Source organism: Longimonas halophila (assembly GCF_002554705.1).
Taxonomy (GTDB): Bacteria; Bacteroidota; Rhodothermia; order Rhodothermales; family Salinibacteraceae; genus Longimonas; species Longimonas halophila.
In genome coordinates, this window is record NZ_PDEP01000004.1 from 249699 (window position 1) to 269315 (window position 19617).

Annotated in this window: 15 protein-coding genes and 4 tRNA genes; 15 read left to right on the top strand and 4 right to left on the bottom strand. The window is 61.2% G+C overall.

All coding sequences use genetic code 11. The features are described 5' to 3' along the window. Nucleotides 1-92: 92 nt before the first annotated feature. Nucleotides 93-752: a class I SAM-dependent methyltransferase gene (locus tag CRI93_RS06220; RefSeq protein WP_176521733.1), complete on the bottom strand. Its 660-nt coding sequence runs from the start codon at nucleotides 750-752 to the stop codon at nucleotides 93-95. 441 nt (nucleotides 753-1193) lie between these two features. Between CRI93_RS06220 and CRI93_RS06225 the strand changes: the two genes are divergently transcribed. The 4 genes from CRI93_RS06225 to CRI93_RS06240 all read left to right on the top strand — a co-directional run bounded on the left by CRI93_RS06225 (nucleotide 1194) and on the right by CRI93_RS06240 (nucleotide 6120). Then, on the top strand, nucleotides 1194-2408 hold the full coding sequence (locus CRI93_RS06225; RefSeq protein WP_098061760.1) for a vitamin K epoxide reductase family protein: 1215 nt from the start codon (nucleotides 1194-1196) through the stop codon (nucleotides 2406-2408). Between the two features lie 193 nt (nucleotides 2409-2601). Then, nucleotides 2602-4647 carry a transketolase gene (tkt, locus tag CRI93_RS06230; protein WP_098061761.1) on the top strand — a complete coding sequence of 682 codons (2046 nt, stop codon included), beginning with the start codon at nucleotides 2602-2604 and terminating at the stop codon, nucleotides 4645-4647. A gap of 167 nt (nucleotides 4648-4814) precedes the next feature. Next, nucleotides 4815-5645: a YdcF family protein gene (locus CRI93_RS06235; RefSeq protein ID WP_098061762.1), complete on the top strand. Its 831-nt coding sequence runs from the start codon at nucleotides 4815-4817 to the stop codon at nucleotides 5643-5645. Beyond that, nucleotides 5617-6120 carry a hypothetical protein gene (locus tag CRI93_RS06240; RefSeq protein WP_141491591.1) on the top strand — a complete coding sequence of 168 codons (504 nt, stop codon included), beginning with the start codon at nucleotides 5617-5619 and terminating at the stop codon, nucleotides 6118-6120. The genes CRI93_RS06235 and CRI93_RS06240 overlap by 29 nt, the downstream gene beginning before the upstream one ends. An 11-nt stretch (nucleotides 6121-6131) precedes the next feature. On the opposite strand, the gene CRI93_RS06245 is transcribed toward CRI93_RS06240, so the two are convergent. Beyond that, a complete protein-coding gene (locus tag CRI93_RS06245; RefSeq protein ID WP_281252681.1) occupies nucleotides 6132-7328 on the bottom strand; it encodes a 6-bladed beta-propeller in 1197 nt (398 codons plus the stop codon). A 278-nt stretch (nucleotides 7329-7606) separates the two neighbouring features. On the opposite strand from CRI93_RS06245, the gene CRI93_RS06250 reads away from it, so the two are divergent. After that, complete coding sequence (locus CRI93_RS06250; RefSeq protein ID WP_098061778.1) at nucleotides 7607-9226, top strand: peptide chain release factor 3; 1620 nt, start codon at nucleotides 7607-7609, stop codon at nucleotides 9224-9226. A 179-nt stretch (nucleotides 9227-9405) separates the two neighbouring features. On the opposite strand, the gene CRI93_RS06255 is transcribed toward CRI93_RS06250, so the two are convergent. Both CRI93_RS06255 and CRI93_RS06260 read right to left on the bottom strand, forming a co-directional pair. Continuing rightward, the gene (locus CRI93_RS06255; protein ID WP_098061765.1) at nucleotides 9406-10350 is read right to left on the bottom strand and encodes a universal stress protein; all 945 of its coding nucleotides are present in this window, start codon (nucleotides 10348-10350) and stop codon (nucleotides 9406-9408) included. A 96-nt stretch (nucleotides 10351-10446) separates the two neighbouring features. After that, the gene (locus CRI93_RS06260; protein WP_098061766.1) at nucleotides 10447-11913 is read right to left on the bottom strand and encodes an SLC13 family permease; all 1467 of its coding nucleotides are present in this window, start codon (nucleotides 11911-11913) and stop codon (nucleotides 10447-10449) included. Between the two features lie 340 nt (nucleotides 11914-12253). Here CRI93_RS06260 and CRI93_RS06265 point away from each other — a divergent pair, with 340 nt between their 5' ends. The 10 genes from CRI93_RS06265 to CRI93_RS06310 all read left to right on the top strand — a co-directional run. Further along, nucleotides 12254-13591 carry a M28 family metallopeptidase gene (locus CRI93_RS06265; RefSeq protein ID WP_098061767.1) on the top strand — a complete coding sequence of 446 codons (1338 nt, stop codon included), beginning with the start codon at nucleotides 12254-12256 and terminating at the stop codon, nucleotides 13589-13591. Between the two features lie 69 nt (nucleotides 13592-13660). Then, complete coding sequence (locus CRI93_RS06270; protein ID WP_176521735.1) at nucleotides 13661-15388, top strand: amidase; 1728 nt, start codon at nucleotides 13661-13663, stop codon at nucleotides 15386-15388. Between the two features lie 113 nt (nucleotides 15389-15501). Beyond that, nucleotides 15502-16485 (top strand): ABC transporter substrate-binding protein, encoded by a 984-nt coding sequence (locus tag CRI93_RS06275; protein WP_098061768.1) that lies wholly within the window; start codon nucleotides 15502-15504, stop codon nucleotides 16483-16485. 94 nt (nucleotides 16486-16579) lie between these two features. Beyond that, nucleotides 16580-17626 carry a tRNA preQ1(34) S-adenosylmethionine ribosyltransferase-isomerase QueA gene (gene queA, locus CRI93_RS06280; RefSeq protein WP_098061769.1) on the top strand — a complete coding sequence of 349 codons (1047 nt, stop codon included), beginning with the start codon at nucleotides 16580-16582 and terminating at the stop codon, nucleotides 17624-17626. A gap of 90 nt (nucleotides 17627-17716) precedes the next feature. Continuing rightward, on the top strand, nucleotides 17717-18418 hold the full coding sequence (locus CRI93_RS06285) for a DedA family protein (RefSeq protein WP_245850360.1): 702 nt from the start codon (nucleotides 17717-17719) through the stop codon (nucleotides 18416-18418). A gap of 169 nt (nucleotides 18419-18587) precedes the next feature. Further along, nucleotides 18588-18663: transfer RNA gene (locus CRI93_RS06290), tRNA-Thr, on the top strand. A gap of 287 nt (nucleotides 18664-18950) precedes the next feature. Beyond that, a tRNA-Tyr gene (locus CRI93_RS06295) sits at nucleotides 18951-19032 on the top strand. Nucleotides 19033-19118: 86 nt separating this feature from the next. Continuing rightward, a tRNA-Gly gene (locus CRI93_RS06300) sits at nucleotides 19119-19191 on the top strand. 95 nt (nucleotides 19192-19286) lie between these two features. Further along, nucleotides 19287-19358, top strand: a tRNA-Thr gene (locus CRI93_RS06305). Between the two features lie 135 nt (nucleotides 19359-19493). Continuing rightward, nucleotides 19494-19617 (top strand): GTP-binding protein (locus CRI93_RS06310; RefSeq protein WP_245850365.1); only part of this gene is annotated, 124 nt, incomplete at its 3' end.

Here is a 19617-nt window from a genome sequence, read left to right on the forward strand (position 1 = left end):
AAATGTGTAACACAGGAAGTGTACACACCCTGCACTCGGATTGCAATGAATTCACGGTTATATTGGCCGGAGGCGATGGCTATGCGCTGTTTTCAACAGAACCCCACCACGATTTCGGACGGAAACGTGCGCTGCACGATGCGGGTGCGCCGTACATCGGCGAATCCGGCCTTGCGCATGGATGGGGCCAGCGTGATACCGCGGCATCCGCCCAGGAGTGGAGGAAAGAGGGCGTAGAGCGTGTCCCACAGCCGCTCGGTCCAGTGCGTGGGCACGGTCATGTTGATGCAGACGCACCGCCCACCCGGCTTCAACACGCGCCGAAACTCGCGTAGCACGGTCGTGAAGTCCGCCACCGGTAGCATGTCGAACATGTAGCTGTTGAGCACGGCGTCGAAGGTGTTGTCGGGATACGGCAGGGCGTACGCGTCCCCCAGGCGCAGTCCGAACCGCTGATGCGGCGCGGTTTGCATGCGGCGGGCCGTCTGTCGCAGCATAGCAGGTGTGCGGTCGAGGCCCTCGGTCCAGCCGTCGGGGTTGGCGGACACCAGTTCGGTGAACGAGAGCCCGGTGCCTACGGCCACCTCCAGCACATGCTCGCCGTTCTGCACTGCGAGTTGCTGCAATCCGAAGGCGCGGGCCTTCGCCTCCACCAGAACCGCAAGCCAGTCGTGCGTGGGGGCAATGGCCGTGTAGACATATGGCACTGCTGACTGCGGCATGCGGGCGGGCTGCATGGAATCGTGTTGCATGGCAGTTAGGCGTTGTGGGGGGATGCGAAGCGGATCGGCGTACGTGATAGCGTGCAGGCAGGTTTGCAGAAGGGGAGAGACGTTTTTAGTAACTTGTAGCCTGGGACTGGTATTCCGACAGCGGTCGGAAGGACGTCCCGGGCGGTGTTTAGGCCAAGTTAGCGAGGCAGAGGGGCCGAAGGTCATGCTTCTTGTGCCATGCGACGAGAGAGCTAAACAGATTAACCAGATACAGCGGGGAGCTTTCTGCCTCAGGGAGTAGAGCGACAACAAACTTCGACAGCGTACCCGTTGCGCTGCGTCAAGCCCTGGCAAAACCGCTTCTGGAACTGCCCACGCGGGGCAACCCAGTCCGCTCCGCCCCGTTACGAAAAAGAAACCAATGGGCACGGCTTCGGTAGCGTGTTGCGGTGCCGTGCTCTCCGTAATTATACTGTTGCTATGTCTATCTGGAATACGTACCGTCCGTGGATGGAACGGACGATCTTTGGCTTTTCGCTGCTTGGCATGCTCGTGGTGGTCCACCTGGCCTTGCAAGAGCAACGCGGGTTCGACCGCGGCTGTCTGGGGCTGACCGACGGCGGCATGTCGTCTTCGTTTGACTGCGCCTCGGTGGTGGGTAGTGAGGCGGGGATGTTCCTGGGCCTCTCGAACGTGGTGTGGGGATTCGCCTTCTATGCGACGCTGGCGGTGCTCACGTTCTTCGTCGTGCGCGCCAGCCGGATGCAGCGTCCTACTGTGGCCAGGCTGCGTGCCGGACTCGTGGGCACGGGCCTGCTCTACACCGGCTACCTGATGTATGTGCAGTTCGTTGAACTCGATGCGTTCTGCGCGCTCTGCCTGACCTCCGCCGCCATCGTGACCACGATGGCGGGTGTCATCGCCGTTCCGCTGCTTTCTTCCTCATCGTCGTCTTCGCCTGCTATGTCTGATTCTTCTCGCCGCTCGGAATATAAGCTGCTCGGTGCGCTCGTTGCTGCGGCGCTCCTGTTTGCCGGAGCCGATGTTGCGTACTTCACGCAAACCGCGCCCGAATCGCATCTGCCGGCGTCCTTTGTCAGTGACACCGTCGATGTGCCCGAGGAGTGCCAGTTTGATGCGGAGAAGCAGCCCGTGCAGAACTGGCAAGGCCTTGTGCGTGACGACGATCCCATCGAAGGCAATCCCGATGCGCCGGTAACGGTAATCGAGTTCTTCGATCCGAACTGTCCGCACTGCGCGACCATGCACGACGTGATGGAGACCGTAAAGGCCGAGAACAGCGACCGCGCCCGCTTCGTGCCGAAGCCGTTCCCGCTCTGGGAGTACTCCATTCCGCAGATCCAGGCGCTCTATGCCGCTGCCGAGGCAGACAAGTTCCACGAGATGCTCGCCATGCAGTATGACAACCAGCGCCGCGGTGGACTCTCGGAAGAGCAGCTCCGCACCATTGCTGAGCGCATTGAAATGGACCCCGACATTGTGTCGACCCACCTGGAGGAAGACCGCCACCGCCAGCGCATTATGTATCAGCGTCAGCAGGGCATTGCAGCAGGCGTATCGAGCACGCCCAGTATCCTCATCAATGGGCACTTTGTAGCGCCCGATTCGCGCTCGCCGGAGTGCTTTAAGGCCTTCATCGATGCAGCGTATGAGGCCAATACCGATGCGTCGTAGCGCCAATGCGGCGCACGAACATGGTGTAGCGCAGGCAGGCACGGCCCGGAGCGCCCGGAATGGACGCTCGGAGCCGCTACTGGGAGCCCTCGCTTGCGCGACGCTCGACGGTTGGGGCGCAACGTGTGTAACTGCATCCTGACATCCGTTTGATTGTCTTTCCTCTCGTATCCTCCTGTTTAAATAACGCTTTATGCCAACCCCTTCTGTGTCAACTGAACCGCTTATTGAGCCGTCTGCGCTTGATCGCCAATCTATCAATACCATCCGTTGCCTGGCGATGGATGCCGTGCAGCAGGCCGAGAGCGGCCATCCGGGCATGCCGATGGGCGCGGCGGCCATGGCGTATGTGCTGTGGACGCGCCACCTGAAGCATGATCCGAGCGATCCGGATTGGGCCGACCGCGACCGCTTTGTGCTGTCGGCGGGCCACGGCTCGATGCTGCTCTATGCGCTCCTGCATCTGACGGGCTATGACCTGCCGCTCGATGAGATCAAGAACTTTCGGCAGTGGGGCAGCAAAACGCCGGGCCACCCCGAGGCGCACCTAACGCCGGGTGTGGAGACGACCACGGGTCCGCTGGGACAGGGCTTTGCTACGGGCGTGGGCATGGCGATAGCCGAGCGCTATCTGGCCGCGCACTTCAACACCGAGGAGCATCCGCTGGTGGACCACTACACGTACGGCATTGTGTCGGATGGCGACCTGATGGAGGGTATTTCGTCGGAGGCGGCATCGTTTGCCGGGCATCAGGGCTTGGGGCGGCTCATCTATCTGTACGACGACAACGAAATCTCGATCGACGGCTCGACGGATATTGCGTTCACGGAGAACGTGCCGCAGCGCTTTGAGGCGATGGGCTGGCACGTGCATACGGTGGACGATGGCAACGACCTGCGGGCGATTGACCAGGCGATTCGTGTGGCCAAGAGCGAGACGCGGCGTCCGTCATTGCTCTGCGTGCGCACCAACATCGGCTACGGGAGTCCCAACAAGCAAGACACCGCTGCCGCGCACGGCGCTCCGCTGGGTGAGGACGAAATCGCTCGCACCAAAGAAGCCCTCGGCTGGCCGTCGGATGCACCCGCCTTCCACGTGCCCGACGAGGTAGCCACGCACATGCGCGAGGCCGTTGAAACGGGCCAAGAAGCCCACGCGCAGTGGGACGCGCTCTACGATACGTACGAAGCGGTGCATCCTGAAAAAGCGGCCACCTTCGACCGGTGGATGCGCGGCGACCTGCCGTCGGACTGGGATGCGGTGCTACCGACTTTTGAGACGGGCACCTCGCGTGCCACTCGCGCGTCCAGCGGCACGGTGCTCGATCATCTGGTTGACGATATGGGCGCGTACCTTGTCGGCGGCTCGGCAGACCTCACCGGCTCCAACAAAACGCACGTTGACGGACAGGCCGACATGCAGGCGGATGCGCCGGATGGATCGTACGTACGCTTTGGCGTGCGCGAACATGCAATGGCCGCCGCCGCCAACGGGATGGTCCTGCACGGCGGTGTGCGTCCGTATGTGGGCACCTTCCTAATCTTCAGCGACTACCTGCGTCCGGCTCTACGCTTGAGCGGACTCATGGAGCAGCCCGTGACCTACGTGCTGACGCATGACTCCATCGGGCTGGGCGAAGATGGCCCGACCCACCAGCCGATTGAACATCTGGCGGCGCTGCGGGCGATGCCCAACGTGACGGTGATCCGCCCGGCGGACGGTGCGGAAACCGCCCAGGCGTGGCGCGCAGCGCTCGAAAACACGAGCGGTCCCACCGTGCTGGCCCTCACGCGACAGGGTCTCCCCGAGTTTGACCACAGCGGCGACGCTTCGGCAGAAGGCGTGCAGCGCGGCGCGTACATCCTGCGCGACCCCGACGGCACGCCCGATGCCATCCTGATGGGCAGCGGCAGTGAGGTGCAGCACCTTGTCGCGGCTGCCGACACGCTCGCCAGCGAAGACGACCTGGCGGTGCGCGTGGTGAGCGTGCCTTCGTGGGAGCTCTTCGAGGCGCAGTCCGACACCTACCGCCGCACCGTGCTGCCGCCGGAGGTCACCACCCGCGTGGCCATGGAGGCCGGCTGCACGCAAGGCTGGCACCGCTACGTGGGCGACCACGGACGCGTGCTGGGCATCGACCGCTTCGGCGCCTCGGCCCCGGGCGCTGAAAACATGCGCCAGTTTGGCTTCACGCCTGAGCATGTGGTCGATACCGTGCGCGAGTTGAAGCAGGCGTAGCGCGTCCCCTCAACCAACATTGCCACAACCCCGTAGAGGCGTCCCAGTAGGGCGCCTCTGCGTGGTTTGGGGTGCTTCTCCAGACTCTGATTCATGGCAAAGGCCTGACAGGTCTCCAAAGACCTGTCAGATCTATTCCGCCTCCCAAACTACCGCAGCCCAACACCATGTCCGTCTTCGCCGCCAAAGCCCTTAGCCTACTCATCCACCCGCTCGTGGTGGCGCTATTGCTGCTCAGTGCGGGCTGGGCGCTGGCGTGGCGATGGCCGCGCATCGGGCAGGTGCTCGTGGGCATGGGACTGCTCGTGCTTGTGGTGCCGTCGCTTCCGCCCGTGGCCGATGCGCTGTACAGATCGCTGGAGCAGTCGCATCCGCCCCAAGCGGCCCGCGCGTTGCCCACCGCCGATGCCATTGTCGTGCTGGGGGGCGGCGTGGGGGCTCCGGTGCCGCCCCGCATCGATCCCGATTTCAACGACGCCTCCGACCGCATCGTGCACGCGTTTCGGCTCTATCAGGCCGAGCGTGCCCCGCGCATCGTGGTGAGTGGCGGACGCCTGCCCTGGGCCGATACGCCGCCCGAAGCCTTTACCCTGCGCCGCGTGCTCATGCAGTGGGGCGTGCCCGAATCGGCGATCTGGACCGAGCCCGAGAGCGCCACGACCTACGAAAATGCCCAGCGCACGGCAGAATTGCTTCGCGAGCGCGACCTCGACCGCGTGCTGCTCGTCACCTCCGCGGCCCACATGTCACGGGCGCTTGCCGTATTCTGCACCGCCGAGGTGCCCGCTGTGCCCGCCCCCACCGATCACCGCGTGGTGCAGGGTCCACGCTCAGCGCTCGGCTACGCGCCCAGTGCCGCGGCGCTAAGCCGGAGCACTGGTGCAATCCGCGAGTACGTCGGATACGCGGTCTATCGCCTGCGCGGATGGATCGCCCCCGACGCCGTCACCACCTCCGCCCCGCCGTCCGATGCACCCGTTGCTGCCTGCACATCGTAGCCTCTGGTGCGGACTCGGTTGGGCCCTGAGCGCCGTGCTGCTCGTGCTGGGATTGAATCGGGGGGAAGCGACAGTCCATCGTATCCCACCAGCACCGGTCGCAGACCACGCAGCGCCCGTCGTTCTTGCGTCAGATACCACCCAGCGGTGGAGCGATGAGGCCTGGGTGCCCATCTATCGCAGCGCCAACGTGCAGTTTTCGTACCTCTTCTATCCCGAGGCGCGTGGCAACCGCAACGGCGTGGTGGTGCGCGTGCAGAACGACAACGCCCATCCCATCTGCTACCGCTTCACCATCATCTTCCGCGGCCCCGATACCGAGCGCACAGCCCGCGCCCGAGGCACCGTCCCGCCGCACGCCCTGCGCACCGGCGACGCCGGTCTCTTTTGGGCCCCCTTCGATGATGACGAGCGTATCGGCGAGATCGGGCTACGTAGGGTGCAGGTGGAAACGTTCAATGGATGCCGAGAGTGACAAGCAGACCGTTAGTTCGTCTCTTCCAACGTAACGACGCGCAGAACGGGAACCCCCGAGCGGCGGTCAACCAGGTAGAGCCGGTTTTCGGGGTCTATCCATTCAAGCGAGACGTTGACAGCCTGGTTGATTGCCTGAAACTCCGTTTCACTGTGTTCGAATCCGTCGATTCGGCCCACATTGTGGAGCGTGCCCTCTGCGCTGAAGAGTTCAAGCTGGAGCTGTCGTCTTCCCGATTCGTCTTCAGACACGGAAAGGTGCACGATGCGGCCATCGTTCAGCAGCCCAACACCGCGTGAGGCACTACGGTATCGGGCTCCAATTCCGGCACTTGTAAACAGGCTAAAGGGACGGTCTGGAGAATCAACAATCTCGTGGGTAGCATGTCCTGGATTGCGCCCTTGCAGACGTTCAACAGTCCAGCCTCCACTCGCGTCACGCGTATATCGATAGAGCATGCCAGCATACAGCGTCGGCGCAAGAACCCGGGTTGGATTCTGTGGGGCTATATGGCTGCCCTCGAAAAGAAGCGGCGTTTGCATCAAATGTCGACTGAACGCATCGTTGGGTAGGGCCCATTCACCCGGCTGTCCCAATGAGATTACACGCTGCAACTCTTCGTCGTAGACATGCAGGCGAGGCTGATCGGGGGCACGTTGGCCAGGTCCAGGCTGGTGGAACGCAATGAGTTGCATGCCAGGCAAGCGGTGCATAAATGGCACTGTAATCTGATAGTCAGCCCGCACCGGATATGTCGTAATCTGGTCGGACTCCGGAAGGGGGCGGCGATCAATGTCCTGGAAGGGCGCAAAGCGAGTGAAGCGGTTAAGCATCTGATCAAAAACAACAAGCTGTTGCTCCGAGTCCAGAGCAATTGCGCTGATATTCTGAAACTCCCCCGGCCCCTCTCCGCCACGTCCCAGCCGTCCAAGAGATGTGCCGTTTCTATCGAATACGCGGACGCTACGTCCCGGCCGGTTGCCTGTTGTGCGTCCCTCTGCCACATAAATGCGCCCTTCCCTGTCGGTTCGGATATGCTCAGGGTGCGTAAACAGATACGCGGGCGGAGCGGACTCATCATCCCCGATTACAAGCACATCAGACAGCCGAAATTGGGTGCTGATTCCGTTCTGAGCTTGAGTGGCGGACGGCAACGCTACGAGCGCACATACTATGCATATAGTGCGTATGTAATTCCAAGCCCTCATTTGTTTGGCGCGGTTTGGTATAGCTTTAAAAAACGGCGTGTGTGGACTTCTGACCTGCCCTCCGGCAGCGTTTTCAGCAGCTACCAAAGAATCCAGGAGATGGTTCAGGAATGGTAAGAGTATCAGCACATCCTAACGTCAGATGATCGGCAGCAACAAGCATGTATCATCAGGAGAGCTAAAAACTTTTCGCTGGCACGGTGCGTATTCCATGATTGCGCTTTCTCTGTGCAGACAGCGCTCTGTTGCCGTATCCTGTGCACAACCAGCCTGTTACTGTGGATTCTGAAACTGCGCGCCGCAATCATCGCGACGAGGTCGATCGCCGGCGCACCTTTGCCATCATTAGTCACCCCGATGCGGGGAAGACCACGCTCACCGAAAAGCTGCTACTGAAAGGCGGCGCGATTCACGAGGCGGGCGAGATCAAGGCGCGCAAGGCGAATCGCCACGCGCGCAGCGACTGGATGTCGATGGAGCAGGAGCGTGGCATCTCGGTCACATCGTCGGTCATGCAGTTTAAGCATCGCGGCTTTGCGCTGAACCTGCTCGACACGCCGGGGCACCGTGACTTCTCGGAAGACACCTACCGCGTGCTCACCGCCGTCGACAGCGTGATTATGGTGCTCGATGTGGCCAGCGGCGTCGAGGAGCAGACCCGCAAGCTGATGGAGGTCTGCCGCCTGCGCGACATCCCCATCATCACGTTCGTGAACAAGCTCGACCGCTTCGGGCTGCCGCCGCTGGAGATCCTGTCCGATATCGAGGAGACGCTGGCGCTGGAGACCGTGCCGCTGTCGTGGCCCATCGGCATGGGCGATCGCTTTCGCGGCACGTACAATCTGTACGAGGACGAGCTGCATCTCTTCTCCCACGCCGATATGCAGGGCGAGCACGAACGCCTCGCTATCGACAGCCTCGACGACGAGCGCCTCGACGACATCCTGGGCGAGCAGGCCGACGAGCTGCGCTTTGACATCGAACTCGTGCGCGAAGCCGGCGACAGCCTGAACCTGGAGCGCTACCGCGACGGCATCCAGACGCCGGTGTTCTTTGGCAGCGCCCTCAGCAACTTTGGCGTGGGCGACATGCTCGACACGTTTGTGGACATTGCCCCGCCGCCGCAGCCGCGTCCCACAACCACGCGCACCGTAGACCCCAACGAAGAGGCGTTCTCGGGCGTGGTGTTCAAGATTCAGGCGAACATGGACCCGCGCCACCACGACCGCATGGCGTTTGTGCGCGTGTGCTCGGGACAGTTTGAGCGCGGCATGACCGTGACGCATTCGCAGAGCGGCGATACCATGCGCCTCAACAACGCGACCGCGTTCATGGCGCAAGACCGCGAGGGCGTAGAGCGCGCGTGGCCGGGCGATATCATCGGCATCATGAACCACGGCACGCTCAAGATTGGCGACTCGCTGTGCGCGGGCGATCCGGTCGAGTTTACGGGGGTGCCCAGCTTTGCGCCGGAGCACTTCCGCAAGGTCCACCTTGAGGATCCGTTCCGGGCCAAGCACCTGGGCAAGGGTCTTACGCAGCTCAGCGAAGAAGGTGCTATCCAGGTGTTTCGTCCGCTACGCGGCAACGATTACATCTTGGGCGCGGTGGGCGAGCTGCAGTTCGACGTGGTGCTGGCCCGGCTCGAAGACGAGTACAATGTGGATGCGCGGCTTTCGGGCGTCAACTACACGTGCTGCCGGTGGATTGAGGGCGATCCGACCATTGTTGAGGCGTACGAATCCGATGAGATCAGCAATCTCTTTCGCGATGCGAGTGGCGCGCTGGCGTACCTGGGCCTGAGCACGTGGCGCCTGGAGCGTATGATGGAAGACTGGCCCGAGCTGAACTTCAAGAAGACCAAAGAGCACGTGACGACCGAGTTGGCTACGTCGTAAGCACGACAACGCAGGCTGATCCCCGGCGATCGTCGAAGCCCGCTAAACAGATACGGACCGTTCGCCCCGGGGAGGGATGCTGTCAGGGCATCGTTTCTTTCCCTATGCATTTCTGCGTCCAGCGGACCCTGTTGGACGCGCACGGGGCGTTCCTGCAGTGCTGATGCACGACAGCACGTCTAATACGATGCCGTTTCGTCGTCGTAGGTCTCATGAGGCGGCACGGCACGTAGCAGCATCACATTGGAAGCGCTTTTGCGCATCAGGTTGAGGCTTTGCTTGTTGGGCTCCAGCTGTTGTAAGAAACCATCGCCCGGGGCTGGAGGGCGCACCACCACCAGGTCGTAGCTGCTGGGCTTGGCGTCGTCAACAAGATCGCTCATCGACTTGTAGTCCTGAAACGCGGCCTTGCACTCCAGCCCATACGAGCTAATGATACGTGTGATGCTGTTGAGGCGGTTGCGCTTGTCGGGAAACAGGTCTTCGTCAACCATACGCTTCACGCGTTGTCCGACGGCGGCATCGAGATAGCCCTCGAAGCGATGGGGCAGGTCGCTCCACATGATGTTAACGGTGATCGTGGCCGCACTGCCCTGAAACAGCCGCCCCAGGTAGTGGGCAATGTGTACGTCGTCAGTGTCTTCGGGCGGGAGCGTGATGAGTATATCGCGGCACTTGGCATCGCTGGTTTTGGTGACCATGAGGTTGCCTTTGCCCTGCATCACGATCTCGTCGACGATCATGCCGAGCATGTGGCGCGAAAAGCCGCCTTTCCCGGCCCCACCCAGGCACACGAGTTCGTAGTCCTTGGCGACATTCAGCAGGTGAGTCGCCATGTTGCCCTCCTCGCGCTTCCACACAACCTCGTGCGTGTCGATGTGGACATCATCGACCAAATCCTGAAGTTCGGTCTCAATCGTCTGAGACGACCGATTGGAGCCCACATTATCCTCCTTGTCGCGCGTGCCACGCACCATGGACTTTTGCGCGGCGTTGAGGTCTTTGGTACGCTGATTAAAAATGAGGATGGTAAGCTCGTGCGCGGTATCACGAAACAGCTGGAGGGCAAAACGAGCCGACTTCTGGGCCCACTTGCTCCCATCCGAGCAGATCAGAATACGCATTCGGTCCGGTGGGGTCAGTGAGAAAAACGAGTGCGAACAGAGCGCTATTCGCACACCGGTAAGAGTGATGGTATTGGGCAGATGAATGCAGCCGTGCTAAAGCAACAGAGGCCAGTACAGAAGAAGCATAACAAGGAACACGCCAAATGCGGCACACATGGCCCAGATGCCTGCGCGCAGGAAGTCGGAGGCCGAAAGGTAGCCCGAGGCATAGATGATCGCATTGCCTGGCGTAGACACGATAAGCATGAACCCGAAGGAGGCGGCCAGGGCGGTGGCCAGGCCAATAACAATGGCGGGAACGGCAGCCTGGGTGCCGATCTCAAGAACAATAGGGCCCATCACACTGGCTGTGGCTCCGGCGCTCATGGCGGAGGTAAGCCCTGTGACCAGCACCGACACCACAAGCACGAGGGGGTTGCCCTCGCCCAGGCCTACGCTTTGGATGAGCGCAAGAAACGTGTCGGCAATCCAGGTGGCCGCGCCGGTTTCGGCGGCATATCCCCCCAGCGAGATGGCCCCTATGTAAATCATAAGCACGCCCCAGTCCACATCGCGCTGGTAGTTGCGCCATTCCACGACGCCTAACGCCAGGAGCATTGCTGCCGCTCCGACCGCAATAACCCCAATGCCGTACAAGTCGCCCACGGCCAGCCACAGTACAATGGTAATAGCAAACACGGCCAATACGATCATCTGATCCAGTCCAAATGGGCGTTCTTTTACCTCCATGCGCAACGACTCGACAGCGGTGCGCAAGTCGGTAATCTCGGGAGGAAAAATCATAGGGAGCAGCACAGTGAGCACCCCCACCATGCTTAGCGTATACGGCAGCATGTAGAGCGTCCACCGTGCAAACCCAATATCGACATCAGCCAGCTGCTGCATGTAATCCATCATGATCACGTTACGTGCGCCCCCGGCTGGGGTGTATGGGCTGCCCACGATAGCCCCAAACCCAACGGCAAAAATGAGCAGCTTGGTCAGGTTGGTGATGGGGCGGTCATGGGCATCGCGCACGATGCTGATCATGCCGAGTACCGGCGCAAGCATGAGCGCTGCCGCCGCATCCGACATAAACCCAGCCAGGAGCGCACTCACCGCAATAATGCCAAACACAACGGCATACACACTGGTGCCTACGCTGGTAAGGATGTAGAGCGCAATGATCTTGTCGAGTCCACGGCTGGAGAGCGCTGCCACCAGCATCAGCGTTCCCATGAGAAACAGGAGAGCGTTGCTCATCATCCAGCCGGTGACCATTTCGGTAGGCAGGCCGCCTATCACCACCTGGTATACAGGAATGAGCAGCCCGATGGCAGGAAGCGGCACCGCCTCGGTGGCAAACATAATACAGACCGATGCCAGTAGCGCCACAGCGCGCTGTCCGTCCGAGCCCAATGCTTCAGGGGTCGGCATGAGCATAAGCCCGGCCCACACGCCAAGCGACACGACGAGCCCAATGAGCTTGCGTGCCACCTCTGGATCATTGACCAGAACAGACCAGAGGCGAGCGCCGCGCGTGCGGGCCTGCGTCGCAACCTGCTCCAGAAAGGATAGCATGAACGATGCGATGTAGAGAAAGAAGGATAGATGTAGGCCCTGGCACGAAGAGATACACGCTAAGCAGGAAACTCGCGTTTAGCATGTGCAGAGACCGTCGGGATAGGGGCAACGACGGACACCAGTGCATTATGGTTGCACAATATGACGGTGCAGCATACGAGCACAGACCCAGTCCATCCACGCCCAAATAAGGGGCAGGTGTTCCGAAGCCGTCGCATGAGCATGGTGGATCTTCACGTACACAGCTTGTAAATTGTAATCTATTATATGTTGCTTCACCCACTTTGCACCAATGCATATGCGATTTGTAGTCTCGTTTTTCCTTTTGGTTGGTTTGATGAGCGTATCTGTTGCCGAGGCGCAGACCGATCAGAGCATTCCTGATAGCGCGCCGCCCACACCGCAGCTCGAACCGCTCGTGAACCAGGTGCAGGCCGAGCGTCTGCGCAACGACGTGCAGGCGATGGTCGATTTTGGCACGCGCCACACGCTTTCCGACACCACCTCCGATACCCGCGGTATTGGGGCGGCTCGCCGGTGGGTGCATGATACCTTCGAATCTATCTCAGAAGACTGCGGCGGCTGCCTTGAAGTCTTCTACCAGAAAAAGACCATCGAAGCGGGCGTGACCGAGCGCATCCCCGAGGCCACTGAAGTCTACAACGTGATGGCGATTCAGCGCGGCACTACGTATCCCAACCGCTATGTTCTCATGGGCGGGCACCTTGACTCACGCGTGAGCGACATCATGGATGCGGAGAGCGACGCACCTGGAGCGAACGACGCAGCTTCGGGCGTGGCCGGGTCGATTGAGGCTGCGCGCGTACTTTCGCAGCATGAGTTTGCCAGCAGCATTGTGTATGTGGGCTTTACGGGTGAGGAGCAGGGCCTCTTCGGCGCGCAGATCGCTGCCGAAAACGCCCGCGAAAACGGCTGGGAGCTCTTTGGCGTGCTCAATAACGACATGATTGGCAATGTGGAGGGCATCAGCGGGGCTACTGACAACACCACCTTCCGCATCTTCTCGCAGGTGCGCCCCGACAGTCTGCATGAGGATACGTGGAGCACGCGCTACTTTGGCGGGGAAAACGACGGTCCCTCGCGTCAACTGGCGCGCTACGTGGCCCGCATGGCTGATCTGCATGTGGACAACCTGGACCCGGAGCTCATCTACCGGCTCGATCGGTTCGGGCGGGGCGGCGACCACCGTGCGTTCAACGATGAGGGCTTCCCCTCGGTGCGCGTGATGGAGTACCTCGAAAACTACAACCGTCAGCACCAGGACCTGCGCACGGAGGATGGCATCGAATACGGCGACACCATCGACGGCATCGACTTCACGTATGCTGCCAAAATTACGGGGGTGAACGTGGCCTCACTCGCCAGCCTGGCCAGCGCACCGCCCGCGCCGTCCGAAGTCGCCATTGGCGGGGCCGTACAGCCCTCCACTACGCTGTCGTGGACGCCTCACGAAGACGCTGAAAACGTGGAGGGCTACGTGGTCTACTGGCGTCCCACCAGCGCGGCACGGTGGACAAACCGCCGCTATGTGGGCGATGTGACCGAGCATACGCTCGAAAACATCATGATTGATAACCACTTCTTTGGCGTGGCTGCGATTGGACCCGATGGACACGAAAGTCCTGTCGTCTTCCCGCAGCGCATGATGCGATAGCGCGAACTGATGAAGCGCGACAGATGCGCATACTGTGCCCGACCCTCTGAATCCCACCCCAAACTGCTTATGGACCGCCGTCAATTTCTGGAATCGTGCTCCGCGGTAGGGCTCACTGGCCTGCTGCCCGGTGTGCTCTACACGCAAGTAGCCGAGCGTCGCGACACGGCTGCCGCGGATGGAGCCGTAGACATTACCACCAGTGACATTGAGGCCGCTGAGCAACTCATCGGCCTCTCGTTCGACGACGAGGAGCGCGAGATGCTCGTGGATGCGCTGAACGACCAGTTGGAGCAGTACCAGGCCATGCGCGAGCATACGCTGCCCAACGGCGCCCACCCGGCTGAGGTGTTCACCCCACAGCTTAGCGGGGCCGAGGTGCCCAGCGGAGGTGCGGAGCCTGCGTGGCAGTGGCCCGGCGCCTCGGTGCCCAGTGGCGACGAAGACCTGGCGTTCGCCTCGGTCGCTCAGCTGTCAACGTGGCTGCGTAACCGCGACGTGACCTCGCAGCAGCTTACCGAGCTATTTCTGCGCCGCCTGCGCCGCCTGGATGACACGCTGAACTGCGTCATTACCTATACCGAAGAACGGGCTATGGAGGCCGCCGCGCAGGCCGACGCTGAACTGGACGCTGGCGACTGGCGCGGCCCGCTGCATGGCGTGCCGTACGGCGCAAAAGATCTCTTTGCGGTCGAAGGCTACCCGACCACCTGGGGCGCCACGCCGTATCAGGAGCAGACCATCGACGACACGGCAGCAGTGGTTGAGCGGCTGGATGAGGCCGGGGCGGTGCTCATCGCCAAGCTCTCGCTCGGCGCGCTGGCCTGGGGCGATGTGTGGTTCGACGCCACGACGCGCTCGCCCTGGAATCCAAACGAAGGCGCCAGCGGGTCCTCAGCCGGATCGGGGGCTGCCGTAGCCGCAGGGGCCGTGCCCTTTGCCCTTGGCACCGAGACGCTGGGCTCCATCGTGTCGCCCGCCACCCGCAACGGCGTAACCGGGCACCGGCCGTCGTTTGGCACCGTCAGTCGGCACGGAGCCATGGTGCTGTCGTGGTCAATGGACAAAGCCGGTCCCATGGCCCGCTCGGCCTACGACTGCGCGCTGGTGTACGACGCGCTGCGGGGCCCCGACCCACGCGATCCGGGGATGGTCGACGCGCCGTTTCCGTTCGATGCCACACAGCCACTTGCTGACGTGCGTGTTGGCATCTACGAAAGCGCCTTTGAGGGCGACTATCAGAACGCCGAGGCCGACCAGGTTGTGCTTGACGCGCTGCGTGAGCAGGGAGCCGAGCTGCAGCCTATATCGCTACCCACCGACTACCCGCTGGGGGCGCTTCTAAACACGCTGAGCGTCGAATCGGCCAGTAACTTCGACGAACTCACGCGCAGTGGCGACGACGAAACCATGGTGCGTCAGACCACCGACGCCTGGCCGCACGTCTTTCGTTCGGCGCGCTTTGTGCCTGCCGTTGAGCACATTCAGGCCTCCCGCCTCCGCCGCCAGCTTATGGTAGACACGCACGAGGCGCTCGCCGAGGTCGATGTCTTCATCAGCCCGTCGTTTCGGGGCGGCACGCTGCAAATTACCAACCTGACCGGGCACCCCTGCGTGTGCCTGCCGAACGCCTTCCACCCGGTTGAAGACGACGACGGCAACGCGCATCCCGAGCACCGCAGCCCTGCCAGCATCACCGTGCTGGGGCGCCTCTATCACGACGCCGACACGCTGCGCGTGGCCCACGCCATTCAGGACGCCACCGACTGGCACACCCAGCGTCCGCCCGTGCGGTAACGGCAAGGTGGCTGCACAGCAGGCTGCACGGGTTCTTAGGGGGATGCGAGGCAACGCGCGCCGCTCCAGCGCATATCACAGCCCCTAATGGGTTCTGATTGATTGCGTGTATCATGCGTGTTGCGTCGTTGCTTCCTGCCGCCACCGAATGGATTGTCGCATTGGGCGGGGCCGGCGATCTGGTGGGCCGCTCGCACGAGTGCGACCACCCGCCCGAGGTGCAATCGCTGCCTGTGCTCACTGCAGCCACCTATCCGCAAGCAGACGATGCCCGCGCCATCCACAATGCGGTACAGGAGCGCGTGCAAGCGGGCCTGAGCCTCTACGATGTGGACCTGGAGCGCCTGGCCGCGCTGGAGCCCGATCTTGTGTTGACGCAGGCGCAGTGCGAGGTGTGCGCGGCTTCGCTCTCCGAGATTGAGGCCGACCTGCGCCAGCATGTGCCGGGTGTGGAGCTCTTCTCGATGCAGCCCGCCACCATGAAAGCCGTGCTCGACACCGCGCTCCGTCTGGGCCGCACGATGAATCAGGCCGAGGCCGTCATGCAGTACATTGCCACGCGTGAGCAGCGCCTGCGCCAACTGCATGAGGCCATTGGACTGGAGCGCCGCACCGAGCCCGAAGCGCTGCCCAGTGTTGTCTGCATCGAATGGACGGATCCGCTCATGGTGGCGGGGCACTGGACGCCCGACGTGGTGCGCCACGGGGGCGGACACGCGCTGCTCACCGAGCCGGGCGCGCCGTCGTGCCGCATTGCGTGGGACGAGCTGGCTGCTGCCGATCCCGATGCACTTTTCGTGATGCCGTGCGGCTTCACGCTTGCCGACACCGCCCGCAACTGGGAGGCATTCACGTCGCATCCCACCTGGTCTACCTTGCGCGCTGTGCAAGCAGACCGTGTGTTTGTGTTCGATGGCAACGCGTACTTTAACCGTCCGGGCCCGCGCCTCTATCGGGCCATTGAGCTGGTAGCTCAGGCCCTGCATGCCGACGCGCTGCCCGTGCAAGAGGCTGCGCCATGGGAGCGGCAGCAGGGACGCCCGGCACCGACTTCTATGCATGCGGATGCAGAGACGCCGGGATCAATGGTAAAATGAATGCTGTTTGAGGCTGCGGTTTCTCGCTCGCACCGGGCACGCAATCGCCCGTATCTCTACCTTCTTTAGTCTATTTAGGTCAATCCCCTTGTCTATGAAACGATCGGAGTTCAGTTACGACTATCCGAAAGAGCTCATCGCCGAATATCCGGCTGAGCCGCGCGATTCGTGCCGCCTCATGGTGGTGAACCGTGACGACCAGACAGTTGAGCACACCGTGTTCAATCAGTTGCCCAAGTACTTTAACGAGGGCGACGTGATTGTCGTTAACAACACCAAGGTGTACCCGGCGCGGCTGTTTGGGAAGAAGAAAAAGACTGGAGCCAGCATCGAGGTGTTTTTGCTTCGGGAGCTCAACCCGGAGAGCCGCCTGTGGGACGTGATGGTGGACCCGGCGCGTAAGATTCGTATCGGCAACAAGCTCTACTTCGACCGCGAGCTCTCGGCGGAGGTGATCGACAACACCACCTCGCGCGGACGTACGCTGCGGCTGCACTTTACGGGGACGAACGAGGAACTGTACGCCAAAATCCGCGAACTCGGTCAAACGCCGCTGCCGCCGTACATTGACCGCGAAGTAGAAGAGGAAGATCGCGACCGCTACCAGACCATCTTTGCCGAGCATCGCGGTGCCGTGGCGGCTCCAACCGCAGGTCTACACTTTACGCCCGAACTGATTCAGGCCCTCAGAGACAAAGGCGTGCACGTAGCCGAGGTCACGCTGCATGTAGGGCGGGGCACGTTCCGTCCAGTTGGGGTCGAAGACCTCACCAAGCACCGTATGGATTCGGAGCAGTACACCATTCCCGAAGAAACCGCCGAAGCCGTAAACCGCGCGCTACGGAGTGAAGACAACACCGTAACTGCCATTGGCACCACCGTAGTGCGCACCATTGAGTCGAGCCTGTCGGCCAACCAGATGCTGAAGGCCGACTCCAGCTGGACCGATCTATTCATCTACCCGCCGTACGACTTCCAGATTACCGACCAGCTCGTCACCAACTTCCACCGGCCCGAGAGCACGCTCATCATGATGGTGTCGGCGTTTGCGGGTTACGACTTCGTGATGGAGTTCTACCAGGAAGCCTTCGACGAAGAGTACCGGCTGTTCTCCTTTGGGGATGCTATGCTGATTCGGTAGACACTTCTGCATCAGAGGCAGTTCCTCGTATCCGCAGGGCTATGCATCTGTAGACGGTGTACATCCAGCAGGCTAACGGCGCCATGTGCTGTGCTTCACTCTACACGTCGCGAAATTGTCATGCCCGAATGGGTCTTTGAACTTGATGCCTGGGTCAACTGGATGCTGGCGCTCCCGCCGCTCTGGGGGTACGTTATCGTGCTTGCCATTGCCTATGGCGAAAACGTGATGCCTCCCATTCCGGGCGACATGGTCGTTGTGCTTGGCGGCTATCTTGCAGGGCGTGGTCACCTGCACCTGGGAATAGTTGTACTGCTGGCTACGGTAGGCGGTGCGCTTGGCTTTATGACAGTCTATGCCGTAGGGCGGACTATGGGACCTCGAATATTAGCGCCGGGTCGCTACGACTGGGTGCCTCATGAACAGGTCGATCGGGTACAGCAGTGGCTGCACCGGTATGGGTATGGCGTGGTGGCGGCTAACCGCTTTCTATCGGGGGCCCGCTCGGTGATATCCCTGGCTGTAGGAGCAGCTCAGATGGCTGTGGGGAAGACCTTTGCCTTTGCCACGCTTAGTGCATTAGTGTGGACTGCACTCATTGCATATGCGGGATTCGCGCTTGGTGAGAATTGGCCGCTGGTTGCGTCTTACCTGGAAGCATACGGACGCACTGTGGGAGGCGTGATTGCGATACTTGTTGTGGTGTGGGGCGTGCGCTGGTACTGGAGGCGCCGCAACGCAGTGCATCCGCCAGACGACAAGGGCACATCGTCTACAGGGCCGTCCGCATGACATATTCATTGACTGCACAAAGCATTGCTACATGTCAGCACTAATGGCGTGTAGACTCTTTCGTCTGCTCAATGCGGAGATGGAGCCCTTTCGATAGATGTTTCATCTACAGCACACTATTCTCCTGGAAACAGGGGCCTGCTGCCCCGCATATTGAAGCAGCACACCGGCTGACGTAGCTCAACTGGTAGAGCAGCTCACTTGTAATGAGCAGGTTGGGGGTTCAAGTCCCTTCGTCAGCTCCACCGCATGGTTCTTTGCAAATGTGTTTCCTCGGCCTTCTTTCGCGCTTGTACCGCGTAGCTGGAAGTCTTCATGAGGAGCACACGCAGGGAGTCTTGAGAAACCGGATGGCTTTCCATAATCTGGTTGCCGCTTCTTTGTGGAGAAGGCGATGCTATGCAGGCTCATACCAATCTTCACGGAGAGCAAGGCAACACCCGATCGTGTTGCACCTATAATCGGTTCTGAAACGCAGCGTGCCAGATGTGCGAAAAGAGGCGCATCGGGTCGTGCAGCAAATAGTTATGTTGGGCAGGTAGCGAAGCGGTCAAACGCAACAGACTGTAAATCTGTCGGCTATGCCTTCGTAGGTTCGAATCCTACCCTGCCCACATTTTGGATTGCGGATTGATTGATTTTGGATGGCGTGCTTTTGGCAGCAATCTGAAATCGCAAATCCAAAATCCGAGATCGAATTGCGGGAGTAGCTCAATTGGTAGAGCATCAGCCTTCCAAGCTGAGGGTCGCGGGTTCGAGTCCCGTCTCCCGCTCATTGCACGCCTGCGACAGCTGTGCAAGTGCACTCTGCACTTGGTTGTGAGCGATACATGCAGTTGGATGGGACACAGCCCCGCCACACGCACTGGCCGCCTTAGCTCAGAGGTAGAGCACTTCCATGGTAAGGAAGGGGTCCCCGGTTCAAATCCGGGAGGCGGCTCACTACGCGTTGGCACCGTCCGCGCGACTGATCCACACACGTCCTGTTACGTGCGAACATGCAGAGCGTGTGTGCATGCCCTTTAGGCATAAGATCCCTACATCATCCTCAATCTAAGGAAACGACACCACCGTTATGGCGAAGGAGGTATTTGAGCGGAAGAAGCCGCACATCAACATCGGGACGATTGGGCACGTTGATCACGGGAAGACGACGTTGACGGCGGCGATTACGAAGGTGCTGGCCGAGCAGGTTGGCG